The following is a 16,332-nucleotide window of genomic DNA, read 5'->3' on the forward strand; positions in this document are numbered from 1 at the left end:
GCGTCACCTACGGTCGGGGCATGGCACTGAGCGTCTTCGACCTCTTCTCGATCGGCATCGGGCCGTCGAGCTCGCACACGGTGGGGCCCATGCGGGCGGCGCTGATGTTCGCCCGGTCGTTGGCGGCGGACGGGCAGCTCGACCGGGTCACCCGCCTGCGCGTCGAGCTCTACGGCTCGCTCGGGGCGACGGGCCATGGCCACGGCAGCGACAAGGCGGTCCTGCTCGGCCTGTCCGGCGAGGCCCCCGAGCTCGTCGACCCGCGCGCGGTCGCGGGCCGGCTCGCGCAGATGCGCGCCTCGCGGCGGCTGTCGCTGCTCGGTCGGCACGAGATCGACTTCGACGAGGCCACGGACCTCGTGATGCACCGGACGCGGTCCCTGCCCGGGCACTCCAACGGCATGACCTGCGAGGCAGTCGTGGAGGGCCTGGACGAGCCGGTGCGGCGCACCTTCTACTCCGTGGGGGGCGGCTTCGTGGTCGTCGAGGACGGGTCCGGGGGGCACCGGGTCGTCGAGGACGAGACGCCGGTGGAGCACGAGTTCCGCACGGGCGACGAGCTGCTGGCCATCTGCGAGGCGACGGGCCGCTCCATCGCGCAGGTCATGCTCGACAACGAGCGGGCCTGGCGCACCGAGGCCGAGGTCCGGGCCGGCCTGCTCGAGATCTGGCGCGTCATGCAGGAGTGCGTGGACAACGGCATCACGACCGAGGGCGTGCTCCCCGGCGGCCTGCGTGTCCGTCGGCGCGCCCCCGAGCTCGCGCTGCGCCTCGCGCTGGAGGAGGGCAACGTCGACCCGCTGAGGGGGCTCGACTGGATCACCCTCTACGCCCTCGCCGTCAACGAGGAGAACGCCGCCGGAGGTCGCGTGGTCACCGCGCCGACCAACGGCGCCGCGGGGATCATCCCGGCGGTCCTGCACTACTACGTGCGCTTCGTGCCGGGGGCGGACGACCTGGGAGTGGTGCGCTTCCTGCTCACGGCGGCGGCCATCGGCATGATCATCAAGGAGGGCGCCTCGATCTCCGGCGCCGAGGTCGGCTGCCAGGGAGAGGTCGGCTCCGCCTGCGCGATGGCCGCGGCCGGCATGGCGGCGGTCCTCGGTGGCACCCCGGGCCAGGTCGAGAACGCCGCGGAGATCGGGATGGAGCACAACCTCGGTCTCACCTGCGACCCGGTCGGGGGGCTGGTCCAGATCCCCTGCATCGAGCGCAACGCGGTCGCGGCGGTCAAGGCGGTCACGGCGGCCCGCACCGCCCTGCGCGGCGACGGGTCGCACATCGTCTCGCTCGACAAGGTGGTCAAGACCATGCGCGAGACCGGGGCCGACATGAAGGTGAAGTACAAGGAGACCGCGCGCGGCGGCCTTGCGGTCAACGTCATCGAGTGCTGACCCTCCCTCGGGCTGCCGAGTGCGCTTTGATGCTCGTATGACGAACGCCTACCGCCCCGCCGAGGACCGCTACGACGGCGACATGATCTATCGACGGTGCGGGAGCAGCGGCCTGCGGCTCCCCGTCATCTCCCTGGGCCTGTGGCAGAACTTCGGCACGGACCGCCCCCGCGAGACCCAGCGGGCCATCCTGCGACGCGCCTTCGACCGAGGGGTCACGCACTTCGACCTGGCCAACAACTACGGGCCGCCCTACGGCCAGGCCGAGATCCACATGGGGGAGTACCTCCGCGACGACTTCGCGGGGCTTCGCGACGAGCTCGTCATCTCGTCCAAGGCCGGCTACGACATGTGGCCCGGCCCCTACGGGCAGGGAGGCGGGGCACGCAAGTACGTCCTCGCGAGCCTCGACCAGTCCCTGCAACGGCTCGGTCTGGACTACGTCGACATCTTCTACAGCCACCGTTTCGACCCGGAGACGCCGGTCGAGGAGACGATGATGGCGCTGGACCACGCCGTGCGCGCGGGCAAGGCGCTCTACGTCGGGATCTCGTCATACTCCGCCGCCAAGACCAGGGAGGCCGCCGAGATCGCCAGGGACCTCGGGACCCCGCTGCTCATCCACCAGCCGTCCTACTCCATGCTCAACCGGTGGATCGAGGAGGAGCTGCTCGACGAGCTGGAAAGGCAGGGTATGGGCTGTATTGCGTTCACCGCCTTGGCCCAAGGTCTGCTCACTCAGCGTTACCTGGAGGGGGTGCCCGAGGGCAGTCGAGCGGCCCGCCCCGGGTCGAGCCTGTCCGCCGACCACCTCTCCGAGCAGACGCTGCGGCACGTGCGCGCGCTCGCGGGCGTCGCCGAGCGCCGGGGGACGACGCTGTCGCAGCTGGCACTGGCCTGGGTGCTGCGCGACCCGCGCATGACGTCCACGCTGGTCGGAGCCTCGAGCGTCGAGCAGCTCGACCAGAACCTCGACGCCCTCCAGCACCTCGACCTCACCGCCGAGGAGCTCCGGGAGATCGATCAGGACGCGGTCGAGGCCGGCATCAACCTGTGGGCCCGATCCTCACAAGCGTGACGTCCGCGGACGTCTCAGGGCATCTCGGGCGTCACTCAGCGAGGTCGATCACTACGCTCCGCGCACACATTGACGCATCCTCGTGAGAAAACCCGGCTCGCTCGTCAGGTCTCCGGGGAGGCACCTAGAGTCATGAGTGGCCGTGATCTCCCCGAGATCTCCAAGGGGGGCACCGCCGCACTCCGTGCGGGCGGGCTCGGGGATCGGGGGAGAGGCGTGACCGTCCCGACGTCGGGACGTCCCTCGTCGGTGGGGCACGGCCGGTCCGGGCGCCGGAAGGTGCCGGACTTTCTCGTCCGAGAAGGAAGCAGAGCACATGACCGTCGACCATGCACAGCCAGCAGCCGGAGCGGGGGACGCTCCCGTGGACGTCTCCCAGATCCCCGTCGTCATCCTCTGCGGTGGCCAGGGCACCCGCATCCGCGAGGCCAGCGAGAAGCTCCCCAAGCCGATGATCGCGATCGGCGACAAGCCCATCGTGTGGCACATCATGAAGACCTACTACGAGCACGGCTTCCGCAGGTTCGTGCTGTGCCTGGGCTACAAGTCCGACGTCATCAAGAGCTACTTCCTCGACCGCAAGCGCCTCTCCGCCGACGTCGTCCTGCGTCCGGGCCAGGAGCCGGAGTTCCTCGGGGGCGACAAGACCGAGGAGGACTGGGAGATCACCCTGGTCGAGACCGGACTGGACGCCGGCACCGGCGGCCGCGTCAAGCTGGTCGCCAAGTACCTCGACGCGCCCTGGTTCATGCTCACCTACGGCGACGGCATCGGTGACGTCGACATCACCGCCGAGGTCAACCACGCCGTGCGCATGGACAAGATGGCCTGCGTCACCGGTGTCCACCCGGCCTCCCGCTACGGCGAGATGCACGTGGACGACAAGGGCGAGATGGTCGTCGAGTTCAACGAGAAGCCGACCCTGGCCACGGGCTGGGTCAGCGGCGGATTCTTCATGATGAAGCGCGAGTTCGTCGACACCTACCTGGCCGACATCGCCGACGAGGACATGATGGAGAAGAAGCCGCTCCAGCAGGTCTCCCGCGACGGCGAGCTCGCGGTCTACGAGCACGAGGGCTTCTGGATGGGCATGGACACCTTCCGCGACTGGAAGGAGCTCAACGGGCTCTGGGACGACGACAAGGCTCCCTGGAAGATCTGGAAGGACTGAGGACATCCACATGAAGGTTCTGGTTACTGGTACCGAGGGCTACCTCGGCTGTCTCGTCGCCGCGGAGCTGATCCGCGACGGCCACGACGTCACCGGCGTCGACACGGGCTTCTACGCCCAGGGCTGGCTCTACAACGGCGTCGACCTCGGCGCCAAGACCCTGCGCAAGGACATCCGCAACCTCACGGTCGAGGACGTCCGCGGCCACGACGCCATCGTGCACATGGCCGAACTGTCCAACGACCCGCTCGGCGCGCTGATCCCCAACGTCACCTACGACGTCAACCACAAGGGCTCGGTCAAGCTCGCCGAGCTGGCCAAGCAGGCCGGCGTCCCGCGGTTCGTCTACATGTCCAGCTGCTCCGTGTACGGCGTGGCCGACGGCGTGGTCGACGAGCAGTCCCAGGTCAACCCGCAGACCGCGTATGCCGAGTGCAAGGCGATGGTCGAGCGGGACGTGCTGCCGATGGGCGACGACAACTTCTCGCCCACCTTCATGCGCAACGCGACGGCGTACGGCGCCTCCCCGCGCATGCGATTCGACATCGTGCTCAACAACCTGTCGGGCCTGGCCTACACCACCAAGAAGATCGCGATGACCTCCGACGGCACCCCGTGGCGCCCGCTGGTCCACGCCCTGGACATCGCCAAGTCGATCCGCTGCGCCATCAACGCGCCGCGCGAGGCCGTGCACCAGCAGATCTTCAACGTCGGCAAGACCGAGCACAACTGGCGGGTCCGCGAGATCGCCGAGATCGTCGGCGCGGCCTTCCCCGGCTGCGAGGTCACCTTCGGCGACAACGCCGGTGACAACCGCTCCTACAAGGTCAACTTCGACAAGATCGCGTCCCAGCTGCCGGGTTACGCGAGCGACTGGGACGCCGAGCGTGGCGCCCAGCAGCTGGCCGAGGTCTTCACGACCATCGACCTGGACGAGGCTACCTTCACCGGCCGCGGCCACACCCGCCTCAAGCAGCTCGAGTACCTGATGCGCACCAAGCAGATCGACGACCAGATGTTCTGGACCAAGCCGGCGGGGAGCATCCTCTGATGGAGTTCCGCACCTTCGACATCGAGGGCCCGGCCCTGGTCGACCTCAAGCTCCTGCAGGACGACCGCGGCTTCTTCGCCCGCACCTTCTGCACCCAGGAGTTCGAGGACGCCGGCCTGACCCCGGCCGTGATCCAGTGCAACATGTCCTACAACTACAAGGCCGGCACGATCCGGGGCCTGCACCAGCAGATCGACCCGGCCCCCGAGGCCAAGCTGGTCCGCTGCATCCGCGGCCGCATCATCGACGTGATCGTCGACATGCGTCCGGACAGCCCGACCTACCTGCAGCACGTCAAGGTGGAGCTCACCGCCGACAACCGGCAGGCGCTCTACGTGCCGGAGTACTTCGCGCACGGCTACCTGACGCTGGAGGACGACTGCGAGGTGACCTACCAGGTGTCCCACGCCTACACGCCGAACACCGAGCGGGGCTTCCGCTACGACGACCCGGCCTTCGGCATCGACTGGGGTCGCGAGATCGCGGTCATCAGCGACAAGGACGCGGCCTGGCCGCTCTTCGCCGACCGCGACGACGTCGAGAAGCCCGCGCCCCTGCCCGCGCCGCGCCAGGCGCAGCTCAAGGAGGACGCATGATCATCGTCGACACCGCCCTGGCCGAGCGCGAGGCCGAGGGCAACCCGATCCGGGTGGCCCTGGTGGGCGCGGGCTTCATGGGCCGCGGCTTCGTCAACCAGGTCACGAACTCCGTTCCCGGGATGGTCGTCGCCGCCATCGTCAACCGCACCCAGGCCAACGCCGAGCGGGCCTACTCCGAGGCGGGCGTCACCGACTGGGAGGTCGTCGATTCGGCCGAGGCGCTCGACGCCGCGGTCAAGGCCGGCAAGGCCGTCATCACCAGCGACCACCAGGCCGTCACGGAGTCCGGCTCCATCGACGCCATCGTCGAGGCGACCGGCGCGGTCGAGTACGGCGCGCACGTTGTCGCCGACGCGATCGAGGGCGGCAAGCACGTCGTGCTGCTCAACGCCGAGGTCGACGGCACCGTCGGCTACGCGCTCAAGCAGCGGGCGCTCGCCAAGGGCGTCATCATCACGGGCTGCGACGGCGACCAGCCGGGTGTCCAGATGAACCTCTACCGCTTCGTGAAGTCCATCGGGCTGACGCCGCTGGTCATGGGCAACATCAAGGGCCTGCAGGACGAGTACCGCAACCCGACCACGCAGGAGGGGTTCGCCAAGCAATGGGGCCAGGACCCCTACATGGTCACGAGCTTCGCGGACGGCACCAAGGTGTCCTTCGAGCAGGCCCTCGTGGCCAACGCGACGGGCATGACCGTCGAGAAGCGCGGGCTCAAGGGCGCCGACCACCGCGAGCACATCGACGCCGCGACCAGGCTCTACGACGTGGAGCAGCTCAAGGAGCTCGGCGGCGTCGTGGACTACGTCGTGGGCGCGCAGCCCGGACCGGGCGTCTACTGCTTCGCGACGCACGACGACCCCAAGCAGCAGCACTACCTCAAGCTCTACAAGCTCGGGGACGGGCCGCTCTACTCGTTCTACACGCCCTACCACCTGTGCCACTTCGAGGTGCCGCTGACGGTGGCCCGCGCGGTGCTCTTCGGGGACTACGCGATCACCCCCGCCGGCAAGCCCACCGTCGAGGTCATCACCGTGGCCAAGCGGGACCTCCCGGCCGGGCACACGCTCGACGGGCTGGGCGGCTACGACACCTACGGCCAGTGCGAGGCCGCGGGTGTCACCGCCGCCGAGGATCTGCTGCCGATGGGCGTCGCCGAGGGCTGTGTGCTCACGCGCGACGTCAAGAAGGACGAGTACCTCACCTACGCCGACGTCGAGCTGCCCGAAGGGCGCCTCGTCGACGCGCTGCGGCAGGAGCAGGCCGGGCTGGCCTGACCATCTGCGCCCGTATGCCGCGAGCCCGCCGCCTGACCCCACCCCAACGGGGCGAGGCGGCGGGCTCCGGCATACGGCCGCGCGTCAGGCGATGAACTCCCGCACCGCGGCGGCGACCTCGTCGTCGAGGCCGGCCAGCAGCTCGTCGTGCGAGCTGACGAGGTAGCTGCGAGGGCCCTCCCAGTCGGCGGCCAGGACGTGGTGGCTGTCGAACCAGAAGTGGTGCGAGGCCGACTCGTCGACGAACAACGTGACCGTGCCGAGCTCCTGCTCGGCCCGGCCGGGCAGCTGGACCGTCTCGGGGTTGCCGACGCTGAGGTGGGCGCTGCGCGGGGCGTCCTGCGGGGTGGACTCGTCCAGGACGTGGAACTCCTCGTCGGTGTGCGAGCCGGCGAGCATCTGCTCGAGCACCACGGTCTGGGCGCTGCTGGGGATCGTGTCCGCCGGGATCTCGTGCGCGGTCCCGTCCACGTCGATGGTCGTGGCATCGGTGCGCCGCGTCGACGTGGACCCCTCCGGGGTGCTGAGCGAGCAGGACGTCCAGTCCCGGACGTCACCGCGGTGCGTGAGCGTGTGGTCGGTGCGCCGCAGCCGGGGTCCGTCGCGGTAGACGAGGAGGCTGCGCAGCTGGGTGGGGGTGAGGCGCCGCACGAGGGCGCCGACCTTGCGTCCCCCCACGTGGAAGCTCTCCATCGAGATGTCCATGCCGCGACCGTAACCGAGGGTGACAGGTGGCCCAACCGGTGCCCGCATGTCGGTCGGGCGCAGGGCGCGGCAGGGACACGGAGGGGGGTCGGTGCGCTGCATCCTCGGCGAGGTGCGAGGATGACCTGCACCAACCAGTGACGAGGAGGTCACCATGGACGAGCGTCGCCTCAAGGTCTTGGACGCCGTGGTCCGGGCGTGGACCGAGAACGGCAGCAACCCGGACTACACCGCCCGGCAGCAAGAGAGCGTCCGCGCGGCGATGCCGACCCTGGCCCAGGCCCTGGACGAGCTGGTGATGGAGCTCAAGAACGGCCATCGGGGCTCACAGGGGTGAGCCCTTTACTGGGGACGACCGCGGCGCGTCCTCAGGAACCACGCGCCGAGCGCCACGAACAACGCGACGACCACGCCGAAGAGCACGTACCCGAAGCTCAGGTCCCCCTGCTCGCCCTTGGTGACCGGTCGCTCGGTGGAGCTGCTCGGCGTGGGCGTGGACGTGTCGGCTGCCAACGCCGCCACGACGTGCCGCGGGGAGGCGTCAGCGGAGGCCGCGGCGGGGAGGGCGCCGAGGGGGACGACGGCGGCGGCCAGGGCGGTGACGGTCGCGCGTCGCAGCCAGGTGCGGGAGGACATGTGCATCTCCTTGGGCTCGGAGGTGGGTGCTGTCGCGCATACCCAGGGGGCCGCGGCTCATGCCGTCGTTGAGCCCTGGGGACGAGGTGGGCGGCGCGCTCGTCGTCCTGGACCGGGGCGAGGGCGTCAACGGCGAGCTGGTCCTGCGGACCGACGGGACCGACCTCGAGGTCATCGCCAACGGCGTCTTCCTCATGGACACGCGCGTCACAGTCTCGGAGCGACTGATGGTGTCCGCCACGCTGGCCCGGGTGCGGCGAGGTGCACGGCTGCTGATCGGTGGGCTGGGGGTCGGGTCGTCGGTGGTGCAGGCCCTCGAGTCGGGGGCGGGGCGGATCGACGTCGTCGAGGTCGAGCCGCTCGTGGTGCGGTGGTGGGAGAGATACTTCCGGGCCCGCTGGGGGCTCTCTGGACCTGACCTGGAGCGGCTGCGGGTCATCCGGGGGGACGTGGGGCAGCACCTCGCAACGACCCAGGAGAGCTATGACGCCATCGTGCTCGACACGGACAACGGTCCCGAGTGGCTGGTGCACGAGCGCAACGCTGCGCTGTATGCCGACCCGGCCCTGCTCGTGGCGGCCCGCAGTCTGGCGCCGGGTGGGCTCTGCGCCTACTGGTCCGCGTGGCCGTCCGAGCCCTTCGAGTCACGGCTGCGACAGGTGTACACCGAGGTGGAGCGCGTGGACGTCCACCGCGGCGACGTGGCACCGGACGTGCTCTATCTGTGCGGCGATCCCCGTTGACGGTCAGCGGCTCGGGGCGAGCCGCAGCTCCCCGTCCTCGAACCACGCCGGCATCACCGCGATGACGGCCTCGGGCGGCAGGGCGCCATACAGGTGCGGGTAGGTCTGGTCCCCGACCTGCTCGAGCCTGAGATGGCTGCGGCCGAGCAGGGCGGGCTCGATGACCAGCACCACCAGCGGGCCGGGGACGTCCTGGTAGAACCGCCGTGCCGTCCGCGGGAGCTGCTCCGGCGAGGAGCAGTGGAGGAAGCCCTCCTGCTCGAGCGTCCGGCCGTGGGTGGAGGTGGTGTAGGCGCCGGCGGCGAGACCCTCCTCCCAGGCCGCGAGCGTGGTGAGGTGTCCGACGATGTCGGCGCTCTGGGGCTTGCCGGCGTTGCGGCGAGGGCGGCGGGTCATGCGTCCACCTCATCACACAGCGGGTCTTGCCCGACGAGCGGCAAGGGGGTGCGTCGGTGGAGCGGTGGCGGTGGCGGTGGCGGTGGAGCATCCGAGGCAGCCAGCTGCTCGACCGCAAGCTGCACGACGTCGCCGTGGACGTGGAGGACACCGGCGGGCTGCCCGAGGGTGGCTGGCAGCCGGAGCGGCCGCGGGGCGACAAGCCGACACCGGCCAGGGTGAGCAACTAAGGTCTGTGGATGCCTTCCGCGACCCTGCTGATCGACCTCGACGGCCCGTTGACCAAGCTCTTTCCGGACCCCGCTCACCTGGTGCTCGCCGAGGAGATCGCGGGCGTCCTGGCCACGCGCACGGGCTGCCGGCTCGAGGCGGCGGTCGACCACGTGCAGGTGCTCCGCTCGGTGCGCGAGCTGGCGCCGGAGCTGCTGCCCGAGCTGGAGCGTCGGGCTACCGCGGCCGAGGTCCGCGCCGCCCGGCAGGCCCTCCCGGCCCCCGGCGCGGTCGCCTTTCTGCACGGGGCCCACGACGAGGGGTATGCCGTCGCCGTCGTCTCCAACAACGCCGACGAGGCGGTCCGGGCCGCCCTCCAGCAGTGCGGCGTCCTGTCTCTCGTCGACCACGTGGCGGCCCGCCACGGTGCCGACGTGGATCGGCTCAAGCCGGAGCCTGCGCTGCTCCTGGACGCGATGGCGGTCCTCGGGTCGGCAACGGACCGCACCGCGTTCTACGGCGATAGTGTGAGCGACATGGTTGCGGCGTCCAGGGCGGGTGTGCGAGGCATCGGGGTGAGCAGCGACCCACGGCGACGTGCGGAGCTGGTGGCGGCCGGGGCGGTGGCTGTCGTGCCCCACCTCGGGGATCCCGGCGAGCACCTGCCGGTGCCGGCCCGGACGGAGGCGGCATGGTGACCGCGTCGCCGACGCCAGGCACCGGCGAGGTCGTCGAGCGCGTGGTGGAGACGGTCTTGCCCACGCGGCACGGCACCTTCCGCATGGTCGGCTACCTCGGGTATGACGGCACCGAGCACGTCGCGCTGAGCGTCGGGGTGCACGACGACGCCGTCCCGGACGTCCCGCCCCTGGTGCGGCTGCACTCGGAGTGCCTCACCGGCGACGGGCTCGGCTCGTGGCGCTGCGACTGCGGGGTGCAGCTCGACGCCGCGCTCGCGCGCATCGCCGGCGAGGGTCTCGGGGTCCTGGTCTACGTCCGCGGCCACGAGGGCCGGGGGATCGGGCTGCTCGAGAAGCTCAAGGCCTATCGGCTGCAGGACGCCGGGGTCGACACGGTCGATGCCAACCTGGCGCTCGGGCACCCCAGCGACGCCCGTGACTATGGCCAGGCGGCTGCGATCCTGGCTGACCTCGGCCTGCCGCGGATCCGGCTCATGAGCTCCAACCCCGGCAAGGAGGAGGCGCTCGCCGCGCTCGGCATCCAGGTGGTCGAGCGGACCGGCATGTTCGTCCCCGAGCCCCCGGACAGCGTCTTCTACCTGCACACCAAGCGGGCCCGGATGCGGCACGACGCCCCTCCCGAGGCGTCGGTGTGGCAGGAGCTGCTCGACGGGCGCGTGCCGGTCTCCGCATCGTCCAGCGAGGACCTTCAGCTGGTGGAGCGCTACGGCCCGCTCGTCGCGCAGCCGACGGCGGTGGTCGCGCAGATGGCGCAGAGCCTGGACGGCTTCATCGCCACCCGGTCCGGCGACGGCGCGGGCCTGTCCGGCGCCGCGGACCACGAGCACCTGCACCGGCTGCGGGCTCTGGTCGACGCCGTGGTCGTCGGCGCCGGCACCGTCGTGGCCGACGACCCGCAGCTGACCGTGCGAGAGGTGAGCGGCCCCCACCCGACGCGGGTCGTCCTCGACCCCCATGCCCGGGTGCCGCACGACGCCACCGTCCTCGTGGAGGCCACCTCGCCGACGCTGTGGCTCGTGGGTCCGGACGCGCAGGTGCCCGGGGTCGCCGACCACGTGACCGTGCTGCGGCTGCCGACGACGGACTTCGCGCCGGCCGAGGTGGTGGCGACCTTGCGGGCGCGTGGCCTCGGGCGGGTACTCGTCGAGGGGGGCGGGCGCACCGTGTCACGGTTCGCCGACGCGGGGGAGCTCGACCGGCTCTACGTCACCACGGTGCCCGTCCTGCTCGGCGACGGTGTGCCAGGGCTGCGGGTGCAACCAGCGTCCCAGATCGGCGACGCCCCTCGTCACCCCTCGCGCAGGTTCGTGCTGGGCGACGACGTCTGCACGGAGCTGGTCCTGCGCTGACCGCACGCTGCGGCGATGGTGCGGGCGGTGTCGTCCCACCGCGGCAGCCGCCCTCGGGCGACCTCGGCGGCGGCGCGCCATCGTGCGCGGGTCGTGCTGTCCTGCACGAAGGTACGCAGCGCTACGGTCAGCTCCTGCGGGTCGTCCGTGGCCACGGCAGCCCCCGGCAGGTCCTGCGGGTCCGACCCGCCCGCGGCCAGGGCCTCCTCGGCGCCGGTGCCCCGCCCGACCAGCGCCGGCAGCCCGCGCGCCAGCCCCTCGGTGACGGTCAGGCCGTAGGTCTCGGTGGTCGCGACGCTGACCACGAGGTGAGCCTCGGCGAGGAGCGCGGCGACCCCGGCGGCGTCGGTGCCGGGGTGGACCTGCGCCCGTGAACCCAGCGGCCGGAGGGACTCGGCGAGCCGATCGGCATACGGCTGATCGAGCACCGGACCCACGAACCGCACGCACAGCCCCAGGTCCCCGGAGGCGAGCAGCGCCTCGGCCGTCAGCAGCTGGTTCTTGAGCGGCCCGATCGCCCCGACCTGCACGATGACCGGCACCCGGTGCGGCTCGGAGAGCGGAGCCGGGGCCACGCCCGGCACGGCCACGACCGCCCCCGCCACCCCGTAGCGACGCTCCAGGTCCGCGGCCGCCCACCGGCTCGGCACTACGACCCCCTGGCTCGTGCGCAGCGCGGTGGCCTCGAGCCCGGCCAGCCGCTCGCGGTCGTCGTCGGTCAGGCCCGAGTCCGCGGGTCGCGGCAGGTGGACGAGCAGCACCACCGCGTGCCCGTCCTCGGCCGCCTCGGCCAGGACGTCCGGGTGCTCGGAGCCGACGAGCCCGTCCACGAGCGTCACGGGGTGCCGGCGCAGCGCCACCGCGAGCGTGTCGGGCGGGGTCGGGTGCGGCACGGCGATCGGGTGCACCGGGGGTCCCTCGAGCGGCCAGGCCAGCACCACCTGCTCGTCATACGTCGAGCCCCCGGAGGGTCGCCCGAGGTCCGGTATGACGAACCCGACCGAGGTCACGCCGACAGGTCGATGCGGTAGCTCGCCCAGGCGTCGGCGTGTTCGCGCAGCAGCACCTGCACGGCGTGCAGGCCGGTCAGGTCCATCGTGGCGGTGAGCCGCTCGGCGATGTGCTGCGCCATGCGTTCGGTGGTCGTCAGGATGCCGGCGAGCTCCTCGACGTCGTCGAGGTTGCGGTAGTCGAGCGGCGCGAGGATCGCCCGCAGCTGCTCGGTGGCGGCCCCGATGTCGACGACCACGTTGTGCTCGTCCAGCTCGCGCCGCTCGAAGGTCGCCTCGACGACGTAGGTGACGCCGTGGAGCTGCTGGGCAGGCCCGAAGAAGGGGTCGGGGAGGCTGTGGGCGCACATGAACCTGCTGCCGACGGTGACGCTGAACACGGTTACTCCTGCTGGTCGGGGGACGGGTCGGGATAGGTGACGAGCTGGCACACGGCGTCGCGCCGGCCGTCGGCGAGCTCGACCATGGTGGCCGGCAGGTCGGCGAGGTCGACGGCGGGGGAGAGGAGCTCGTCGAACGCGTCGTCGGCGAGCGCGGCCAGGGCGACGGCGAGCCGGTCGGCGTAGCCGCGGCGGGCGCTGCGGGCGGGGCTGACCCGGGACACCTGGCTCGCCCGCACCGACAGCCGCTTGGCGTGGAAGGCCCCGCCGAGGGGGACCTCGGGGGTGCGGGTGCCGTACCACGACATCTCGACCACCTCGCCCTCGACGCCGAGCAGGTCGAGGCAGGTGGTGAGGCCGGCGGAGGTCGCTGACGTGTGAAAGGTGAGGTCGCAGTCGACCACTGCCTGGTCCGGCTCCACGGCCGTCAGGCCGAGCGTGCGGACCTGCTCGCGGCGCGACGCGGACGTCTCCACGACCTCGAGGTGCTGCAACGGATGGCGGCGCAACAGCAGGGCCACGGCGAGCCCGACCATGCCGGCCCCCACCACGGCGACGCGGTCCCCGATGCGCGGGGCGGCGTCCCACAGGGCGTTGACGGCGGTCTCGACCGTGCCGGCGAGCACGGCGCGGTGCGTGGGCACGTCGTCGGGGACGGGCACGACGGCGGCGGCGGGGACGACATACCGGTCCTGGTGGGGATAGAGGCAGAACACCCTCCGGCCCTGCAGCTCCGCGGGGCCGGCCTCGACGACCCCCACGTTGAGGTAGCCGTACTTGACCGGGCCCGGTAGGTCCCCCACCTGGTAAGGCGCCCGCATCAGCGGCGCGATCTCGGGCGGCACCTGGTGCCGGTGCACGAGCAGCTCCGTGCCGCGGCTGACCCCCGAGGCGAGGGTGCGCACGAGGACCTCGTCGTTGCCGAGCGGGGGGAGCAGCTCGGTGCGCAGCTCGCCCGTGCCGGGCCCGGTGGTCCAGTAGGCGAGGGCCGAGCCGGGGCGGTCGGTCGAGTCGATGACGAGCCTCCTCGGGTGGGGGGTGCGGGGTAGGCCCCGTGGGGCTCGAACCCACGACCCGCGGATTAAAAGTCCGCTGCTCTGACCAGCTGAGCTAGAGGCCCGTGCACCGCCACCCGGCGGAGGTGGTGGTCGGCGCGAGGGGCCAGTCTAGCGCTGGCGAGCGGATCGTCGTGCCCGTCAGCGGCGGGCCTGCTGGGTCTGGCCGCGGACGATCTCCTCGGCGACCAGCGAGAGCTTCATGTTGAGGTCCTGGCTGGTCTTGCGCAGCACCTGGAAGGCCTCGTCGTCGTCGACCTTGCGCGCCGCCATGATCAGGCCGACCGCCTTGCCGATGGCGCGGGAGTTGTCGAGGGCACGGGTCAGGTTGGCGGCCTCGCCGCGGGCGCGCACCGTCATGATCGCGACGGAGGCGAGGGAGGCCATGATGGCGGCCTGGTCGACGGAGCGCTGGGTCAGTGCCCCGGGCTGGTCGGCGAACAGGTCCAGGGCTCCCACCTTGGTCCCGTCGATGAGCAGCCGGCAGCCGATCATGCCGCGCACGGGGGTGTCGGCCAGGACCCGCGCGGCGAGCCCGGGCCAGGCGGTGGGGGTGGTGAGGTCGGGGTCGAACTGCACCGCCTCGTCGACGATGGCGTCGAGGCAGGGCCCGTCGCCGATGCTCAGCTCCAGCTCGTCGATGCCTCGCGCGACGGCGTCGGTGGCGGCGGCGCTGGTGAGGCGCTCGCGGTCGCGCAGCAGGATCGCCGCGCGGTCGCACCCGTCGACGAGCTCGACGGTGGCGTGGACGATGGCGTCGTAGACCGCCTGGGTGGTGGCCCCGGAGTAGACGATCTCGTTGAGCCGCGCGAAGACCTGGGAGGCCTCAGGTGGCAGCGGGTTCATGCACTTGCTCCTCGTTCGATCCTCCGCGCCATGCTACTCGCGGCGTCCGCTGATCCGCGCCGTCTCAAGGGGTAGGCCTCCCCGCGGCCGGGTAGGTGGGTGTCGTGTGGGGCGAACCGGCCTACGAAGCAGCACCGGTCGGCGCTCACGCGGTTCAGCCACGAGCCGCGGCCCCACACCTCCCCTCCCCCCGCAACCCACCGAGGACGACGATGACGACGAGCACCAGCGCCCCTGACCTGTCCGCCATCCCCAAGCAGAAGCAGGCATGGCCCGGCTCCGAGGTCGACCTGCAGCCGTCCCCCGACCACGGCGAGTCGTCGTGGGTGGGGCGGGACCGCCTGACCGGCAAGCGGATCCTCATCACCGGCGGAGACTCGGGGATCGGCCGCGCCACGGCGGTCGTCGCCGCCAAGGAGGGCGCGAGCGTCGTGGTCACGCATCTGCCGCAGGAGGCCGAGGACGCCAGGGCGACGCAGGCCGCGGTGCAGGAGGCCGGCGGCACCTGCGAGCTGATCGAGGCGGACCTGCGGACGTATGACGAGAACCAGCGCGTGGCGCGGGCCGCCGTCTCGGCCCTGGGCGGGCTGGACGTGCTGATCGCCAACGCCGCCTACCAGATGACTCACGAGCGCATCGAGGACTTCCCGCCGGAGCAGATCGAGCGGACCTTCGCGACCAACGTGTTCGGGCCGTTCTGGCTGGTGCAGGAGCTGGCGGAGGAGCTGCGCGGCGGCTCGATCATCATCACCACGAGCGTCCAGGCCTACAGCCCGTCGGACAACCTGCTCGACTACGCCGGCACCAAGGCCGCGCTCAACAACATGGTCGTCAACCTGGCCGGTCAGCTGGGCGAGCGCGGCATCCGGGTCAACGCCGTCGCGCCGGGCCCGATCTGGACCCCGCTGATCCCGGCGACCATGCCGGAGGAGAAGGTCGAGGGCTTCGGCTCCGACACGCCGCTCGGCCGGGCCGGGCACCCGGTGGAGGTCGCCGCAGCCTATGTCTTCCTGGCGTCCGACGAGGCGAGCTATGTCTCCGGGACGGTGCTCGGGGTGACGGGCGGCAAGCCCGTCTTCTGATCCGCCCCCTGCTCCCCGTCCTCCCCGTCCTCCCCGCCGGAGGCGGACGCGCTCACGGCCGGTGGCCGAGCTCCCGCTCGGCGCCGGCAGTGGCGTCCCGCAGCCGGTCCAGGACCTCGGCGACCAGGTCCAGCTGCTCGGGGGAGTAGTCCTCCAGCACCTGGCCGAAGCCCTCGGTCATAGGCTCGAACAGGTGGCTGCTGTCCTGGAAGGTCTGGTCGGTGGGGACGAGCAGCACCCGCCGGCCGTCGTCACCCGCGCGGGTGCGCTGCACGTGCCCGGCGCGCTCCATGCGGCGCAGCATGGCGCTGACCGCGGCGGGGGAAAGGCCCAACGCGCGCCCGAGGTCGCCGGCACCCATGGGCTCGCCCCGCTCGGCTGCGCGCCGCACCACGGCGACCGCGTGCAGGTCCGAGGCGTGGTGGCCGGTCCGGCGGGACACGGCCGCGACGTAGGAGTTGACCTGCAGGCCCAGCCGCCGGACGGCGTCCCCGACCTCGCGCACGAGGTGGCTCGCCGGCTGCGGATCCGGTGCGGGCTGGCGTCGGTTGACCATGGCAAATTTCGATGGTGGAATAACCCAGCCGTCGAAAGAACCTTTCGTGACGAGGGCGTGGTCTGCAGGGGCAGGCGGCCCGATCCTACTTCC

At 71.6% G+C, this 16,332-nt stretch carries 20 protein-coding genes and 1 tRNA gene; 12 read left to right on the forward strand and 9 right to left on the reverse strand.

What is annotated here, in order from left to right:
* Positions 1-20 precede the first annotated feature (20 nt).
* From ACF3NS_RS06550 to ACF3NS_RS06575, 6 genes are all read left to right on the forward strand, one after another.
* Positions 21-1,394, forward strand: coding sequence for an L-serine ammonia-lyase (locus tag ACF3NS_RS06550; protein WP_154593705.1), 1,374 nt, complete (start codon positions 21-23; stop codon positions 1,392-1,394).
* 37 nt (positions 1,395-1,431) lie between these two features.
* A complete protein-coding gene (mgrA, locus tag ACF3NS_RS06555) occupies positions 1,432-2,472 on the forward strand; it encodes an L-glyceraldehyde 3-phosphate reductase (protein ID WP_392468688.1) in 1,041 nt (346 codons plus the stop codon).
* A 316-nt stretch (positions 2,473-2,788) separates the two neighbouring features.
* Positions 2,789-3,643: a sugar phosphate nucleotidyltransferase gene (locus ACF3NS_RS06560; RefSeq protein WP_154593703.1), complete on the forward strand. Its 855-nt coding sequence runs from the start codon at positions 2,789-2,791 to the stop codon at positions 3,641-3,643.
* A gap of 10 nt (positions 3,644-3,653) precedes the next feature.
* Entirely contained in the window at positions 3,654-4,694 is a 1,041-nt protein-coding gene (locus tag ACF3NS_RS06565) for an NAD(P)-dependent oxidoreductase (protein ID WP_288797936.1), read from the forward strand.
* Positions 4,694-5,290: a dTDP-4-dehydrorhamnose 3,5-epimerase gene (gene rfbC / locus ACF3NS_RS06570; RefSeq protein ID WP_392468691.1), complete on the forward strand. Its 597-nt coding sequence runs from the start codon at positions 4,694-4,696 to the stop codon at positions 5,288-5,290. Before ACF3NS_RS06565 ends, rfbC begins: the two co-directional genes overlap by 1 nt.
* The gene (locus ACF3NS_RS06575) at positions 5,287-6,570 is read left to right on the forward strand and encodes an NAD(P)H-dependent oxidoreductase (RefSeq protein WP_154593700.1); all 1,284 of its coding nucleotides are present in this window, start codon (positions 5,287-5,289) and stop codon (positions 6,568-6,570) included. Before rfbC ends, ACF3NS_RS06575 begins: the two co-directional genes overlap by 4 nt.
* Positions 6,571-6,654: 84 nt before the next feature.
* On the opposite strand, the gene ACF3NS_RS06580 is transcribed toward ACF3NS_RS06575, so the two are convergent.
* Entirely contained in the window at positions 6,655-7,275 is a 621-nt protein-coding gene (locus ACF3NS_RS06580) for a hypothetical protein (protein WP_392468692.1), read from the reverse strand.
* Between the two features lie 154 nt (positions 7,276-7,429).
* Here ACF3NS_RS06580 and ACF3NS_RS06585 point away from each other — a divergent pair, with 154 nt between their 5' ends.
* Entirely contained in the window at positions 7,430-7,612 is a 183-nt protein-coding gene (locus ACF3NS_RS06585) for a hypothetical protein (protein ID WP_154593698.1), read from the forward strand.
* Positions 7,613-7,617: 5 nt separating this feature from the next.
* On the opposite strand, the gene ACF3NS_RS06590 is transcribed toward ACF3NS_RS06585, so the two are convergent.
* Complete coding sequence (locus tag ACF3NS_RS06590; RefSeq protein WP_288797942.1) at positions 7,618-7,911, reverse strand: hypothetical protein; 294 nt, start codon at positions 7,909-7,911, stop codon at positions 7,618-7,620.
* A gap of 59 nt (positions 7,912-7,970) precedes the next feature.
* Between ACF3NS_RS06590 and ACF3NS_RS06595 the strand changes: the two genes are divergently transcribed.
* Positions 7,971-8,654: a hypothetical protein gene (locus ACF3NS_RS06595; RefSeq protein WP_392468695.1), complete on the forward strand. Its 684-nt coding sequence runs from the start codon at positions 7,971-7,973 to the stop codon at positions 8,652-8,654.
* A 3-nt stretch (positions 8,655-8,657) separates the two neighbouring features.
* Here ACF3NS_RS06595 and ACF3NS_RS06600 read toward each other — a convergent pair whose 3' ends face one another.
* Positions 8,658-9,050 (reverse strand): DUF952 domain-containing protein, encoded by a 393-nt coding sequence (locus ACF3NS_RS06600; RefSeq protein ID WP_392468697.1) that lies wholly within the window; start codon positions 9,048-9,050, stop codon positions 8,658-8,660.
* Positions 9,051-9,076: 26 nt separating this feature from the next.
* On the opposite strand from ACF3NS_RS06600, the gene ACF3NS_RS06605 reads away from it, so the two are divergent.
* From ACF3NS_RS06605 to ribA, 3 genes are read left to right on the forward strand one after another with little or no spacing between them, the layout of a single operon-like run.
* Positions 9,077-9,280: a hypothetical protein gene (locus ACF3NS_RS06605; RefSeq protein ID WP_392468699.1), complete on the forward strand. Its 204-nt coding sequence runs from the start codon at positions 9,077-9,079 to the stop codon at positions 9,278-9,280.
* 9 nt (positions 9,281-9,289) lie between these two features.
* Entirely contained in the window at positions 9,290-9,958 is a 669-nt protein-coding gene (locus ACF3NS_RS06610; RefSeq protein WP_154593694.1) for an HAD family hydrolase, read from the forward strand.
* Positions 9,952-11,310, forward strand: coding sequence for a GTP cyclohydrolase II (ribA, locus tag ACF3NS_RS06615; protein WP_288797948.1), 1,359 nt, complete (start codon positions 9,952-9,954; stop codon positions 11,308-11,310). The genes ACF3NS_RS06610 and ribA overlap by 7 nt, the downstream gene beginning before the upstream one ends.
* Here ribA and ACF3NS_RS06620 read toward each other — a convergent pair.
* From ACF3NS_RS06620 to ACF3NS_RS06640, 5 genes are all read right to left on the reverse strand, one after another.
* Positions 11,250-12,320 (reverse strand): glycosyltransferase family 4 protein, encoded by a 1,071-nt coding sequence (locus ACF3NS_RS06620; protein WP_392468702.1) that lies wholly within the window; start codon positions 12,318-12,320, stop codon positions 11,250-11,252. The two genes, ribA and ACF3NS_RS06620, sit on opposite strands and share 61 nt — an antisense overlap.
* Positions 12,317-12,700: a 6-carboxytetrahydropterin synthase gene (locus tag ACF3NS_RS06625; RefSeq protein ID WP_154593692.1), complete on the reverse strand. Its 384-nt coding sequence runs from the start codon at positions 12,698-12,700 to the stop codon at positions 12,317-12,319. Before ACF3NS_RS06625 ends, ACF3NS_RS06620 begins: the two co-directional genes overlap by 4 nt.
* Positions 12,701-12,702: 2 nt before the next feature.
* Positions 12,703-13,605 (reverse strand): zinc-binding alcohol dehydrogenase, encoded by a 903-nt coding sequence (locus ACF3NS_RS06630; RefSeq protein ID WP_288797951.1) that lies wholly within the window; start codon positions 13,603-13,605, stop codon positions 12,703-12,705.
* 141 nt (positions 13,606-13,746) lie between these two features.
* Positions 13,747-13,820, reverse strand: a tRNA-Lys gene (locus tag ACF3NS_RS06635).
* A 76-nt stretch (positions 13,821-13,896) separates the two neighbouring features.
* Complete coding sequence (locus tag ACF3NS_RS06640) at positions 13,897-14,601, reverse strand: GAF and ANTAR domain-containing protein (protein ID WP_154593690.1); 705 nt, start codon at positions 14,599-14,601, stop codon at positions 13,897-13,899.
* A gap of 212 nt (positions 14,602-14,813) precedes the next feature.
* Between ACF3NS_RS06640 and ACF3NS_RS06645 the strand changes: the two genes are divergently transcribed.
* Entirely contained in the window at positions 14,814-15,683 is an 870-nt protein-coding gene (locus ACF3NS_RS06645; RefSeq protein WP_392468705.1) for an SDR family oxidoreductase, read from the forward strand.
* A gap of 52 nt (positions 15,684-15,735) precedes the next feature.
* Here ACF3NS_RS06645 and ACF3NS_RS06650 read toward each other — a convergent pair whose 3' ends face one another.
* Positions 15,736-16,239, reverse strand: coding sequence for a MarR family winged helix-turn-helix transcriptional regulator (locus tag ACF3NS_RS06650; protein ID WP_288797954.1), 504 nt, complete (start codon positions 16,237-16,239; stop codon positions 15,736-15,738).
* Positions 16,240-16,332: the final 93 nt, after the last annotated feature.

Source organism: Arsenicicoccus cauae, assembly GCF_043162025.1.
Taxonomy (GTDB): Bacteria; Actinomycetota; Actinomycetes; order Actinomycetales; family Dermatophilaceae; genus Arsenicicoccus; species Arsenicicoccus cauae.

Excerpts from the sequence above, each read along its gene's own strand:
- ACF3NS_RS06550 (WP_154593705.1), top strand. The coding sequence starts at position 21 with ATGGCACTGAGCGTCTTCGACCTCTTCTCGATCGGCATCGGGCCGTCG.
- mgrA (WP_392468688.1), top strand. The coding sequence starts at position 1,432 with ATGACGAACGCCTACCGCCCCGCCGAGGACCGCTACGACGGCGACATG.
- ACF3NS_RS06560 (WP_154593703.1), top strand. The coding sequence starts at position 2,789 with ATGACCGTCGACCATGCACAGCCAGCAGCCGGAGCGGGGGACGCTCCC.
- ACF3NS_RS06565 (WP_288797936.1), top strand. The coding sequence starts at position 3,654 with ATGAAGGTTCTGGTTACTGGTACCGAGGGCTACCTCGGCTGTCTCGTC.
- rfbC (WP_392468691.1), top strand. The coding sequence starts at position 4,694 with ATGGAGTTCCGCACCTTCGACATCGAGGGCCCGGCCCTGGTCGACCTC.
- ACF3NS_RS06575 (WP_154593700.1), top strand. The coding sequence starts at position 5,287 with ATGATCATCGTCGACACCGCCCTGGCCGAGCGCGAGGCCGAGGGCAAC.
- ACF3NS_RS06580 (WP_392468692.1), bottom strand. The coding sequence starts at position 7,275 with ATGGACATCTCGATGGAGAGCTTCCACGTGGGGGGACGCAAGGTCGGC.
- ACF3NS_RS06585 (WP_154593698.1), top strand. The coding sequence starts at position 7,430 with ATGGACGAGCGTCGCCTCAAGGTCTTGGACGCCGTGGTCCGGGCGTGG.
- ACF3NS_RS06590 (WP_288797942.1), bottom strand. The coding sequence starts at position 7,911 with ATGTCCTCCCGCACCTGGCTGCGACGCGCGACCGTCACCGCCCTGGCC.
- ACF3NS_RS06595 (WP_392468695.1), top strand. The coding sequence starts at position 7,971 with ATGCCGTCGTTGAGCCCTGGGGACGAGGTGGGCGGCGCGCTCGTCGTC.
- ACF3NS_RS06600 (WP_392468697.1), bottom strand. The coding sequence starts at position 9,050 with ATGACCCGCCGCCCTCGCCGCAACGCCGGCAAGCCCCAGAGCGCCGAC.
- ACF3NS_RS06610 (WP_154593694.1), top strand. The coding sequence starts at position 9,290 with ATGCCTTCCGCGACCCTGCTGATCGACCTCGACGGCCCGTTGACCAAG.
- ribA (WP_288797948.1), top strand. The coding sequence starts at position 9,952 with ATGGTGACCGCGTCGCCGACGCCAGGCACCGGCGAGGTCGTCGAGCGC.
- ACF3NS_RS06640 (WP_154593690.1), bottom strand. The coding sequence starts at position 14,601 with ATGAACCCGCTGCCACCTGAGGCCTCCCAGGTCTTCGCGCGGCTCAAC.
- ACF3NS_RS06645 (WP_392468705.1), top strand. The coding sequence starts at position 14,814 with ATGACGACGAGCACCAGCGCCCCTGACCTGTCCGCCATCCCCAAGCAG.
- ACF3NS_RS06650 (WP_288797954.1), bottom strand. The coding sequence starts at position 16,239 with ATGGTCAACCGACGCCAGCCCGCACCGGATCCGCAGCCGGCGAGCCAC.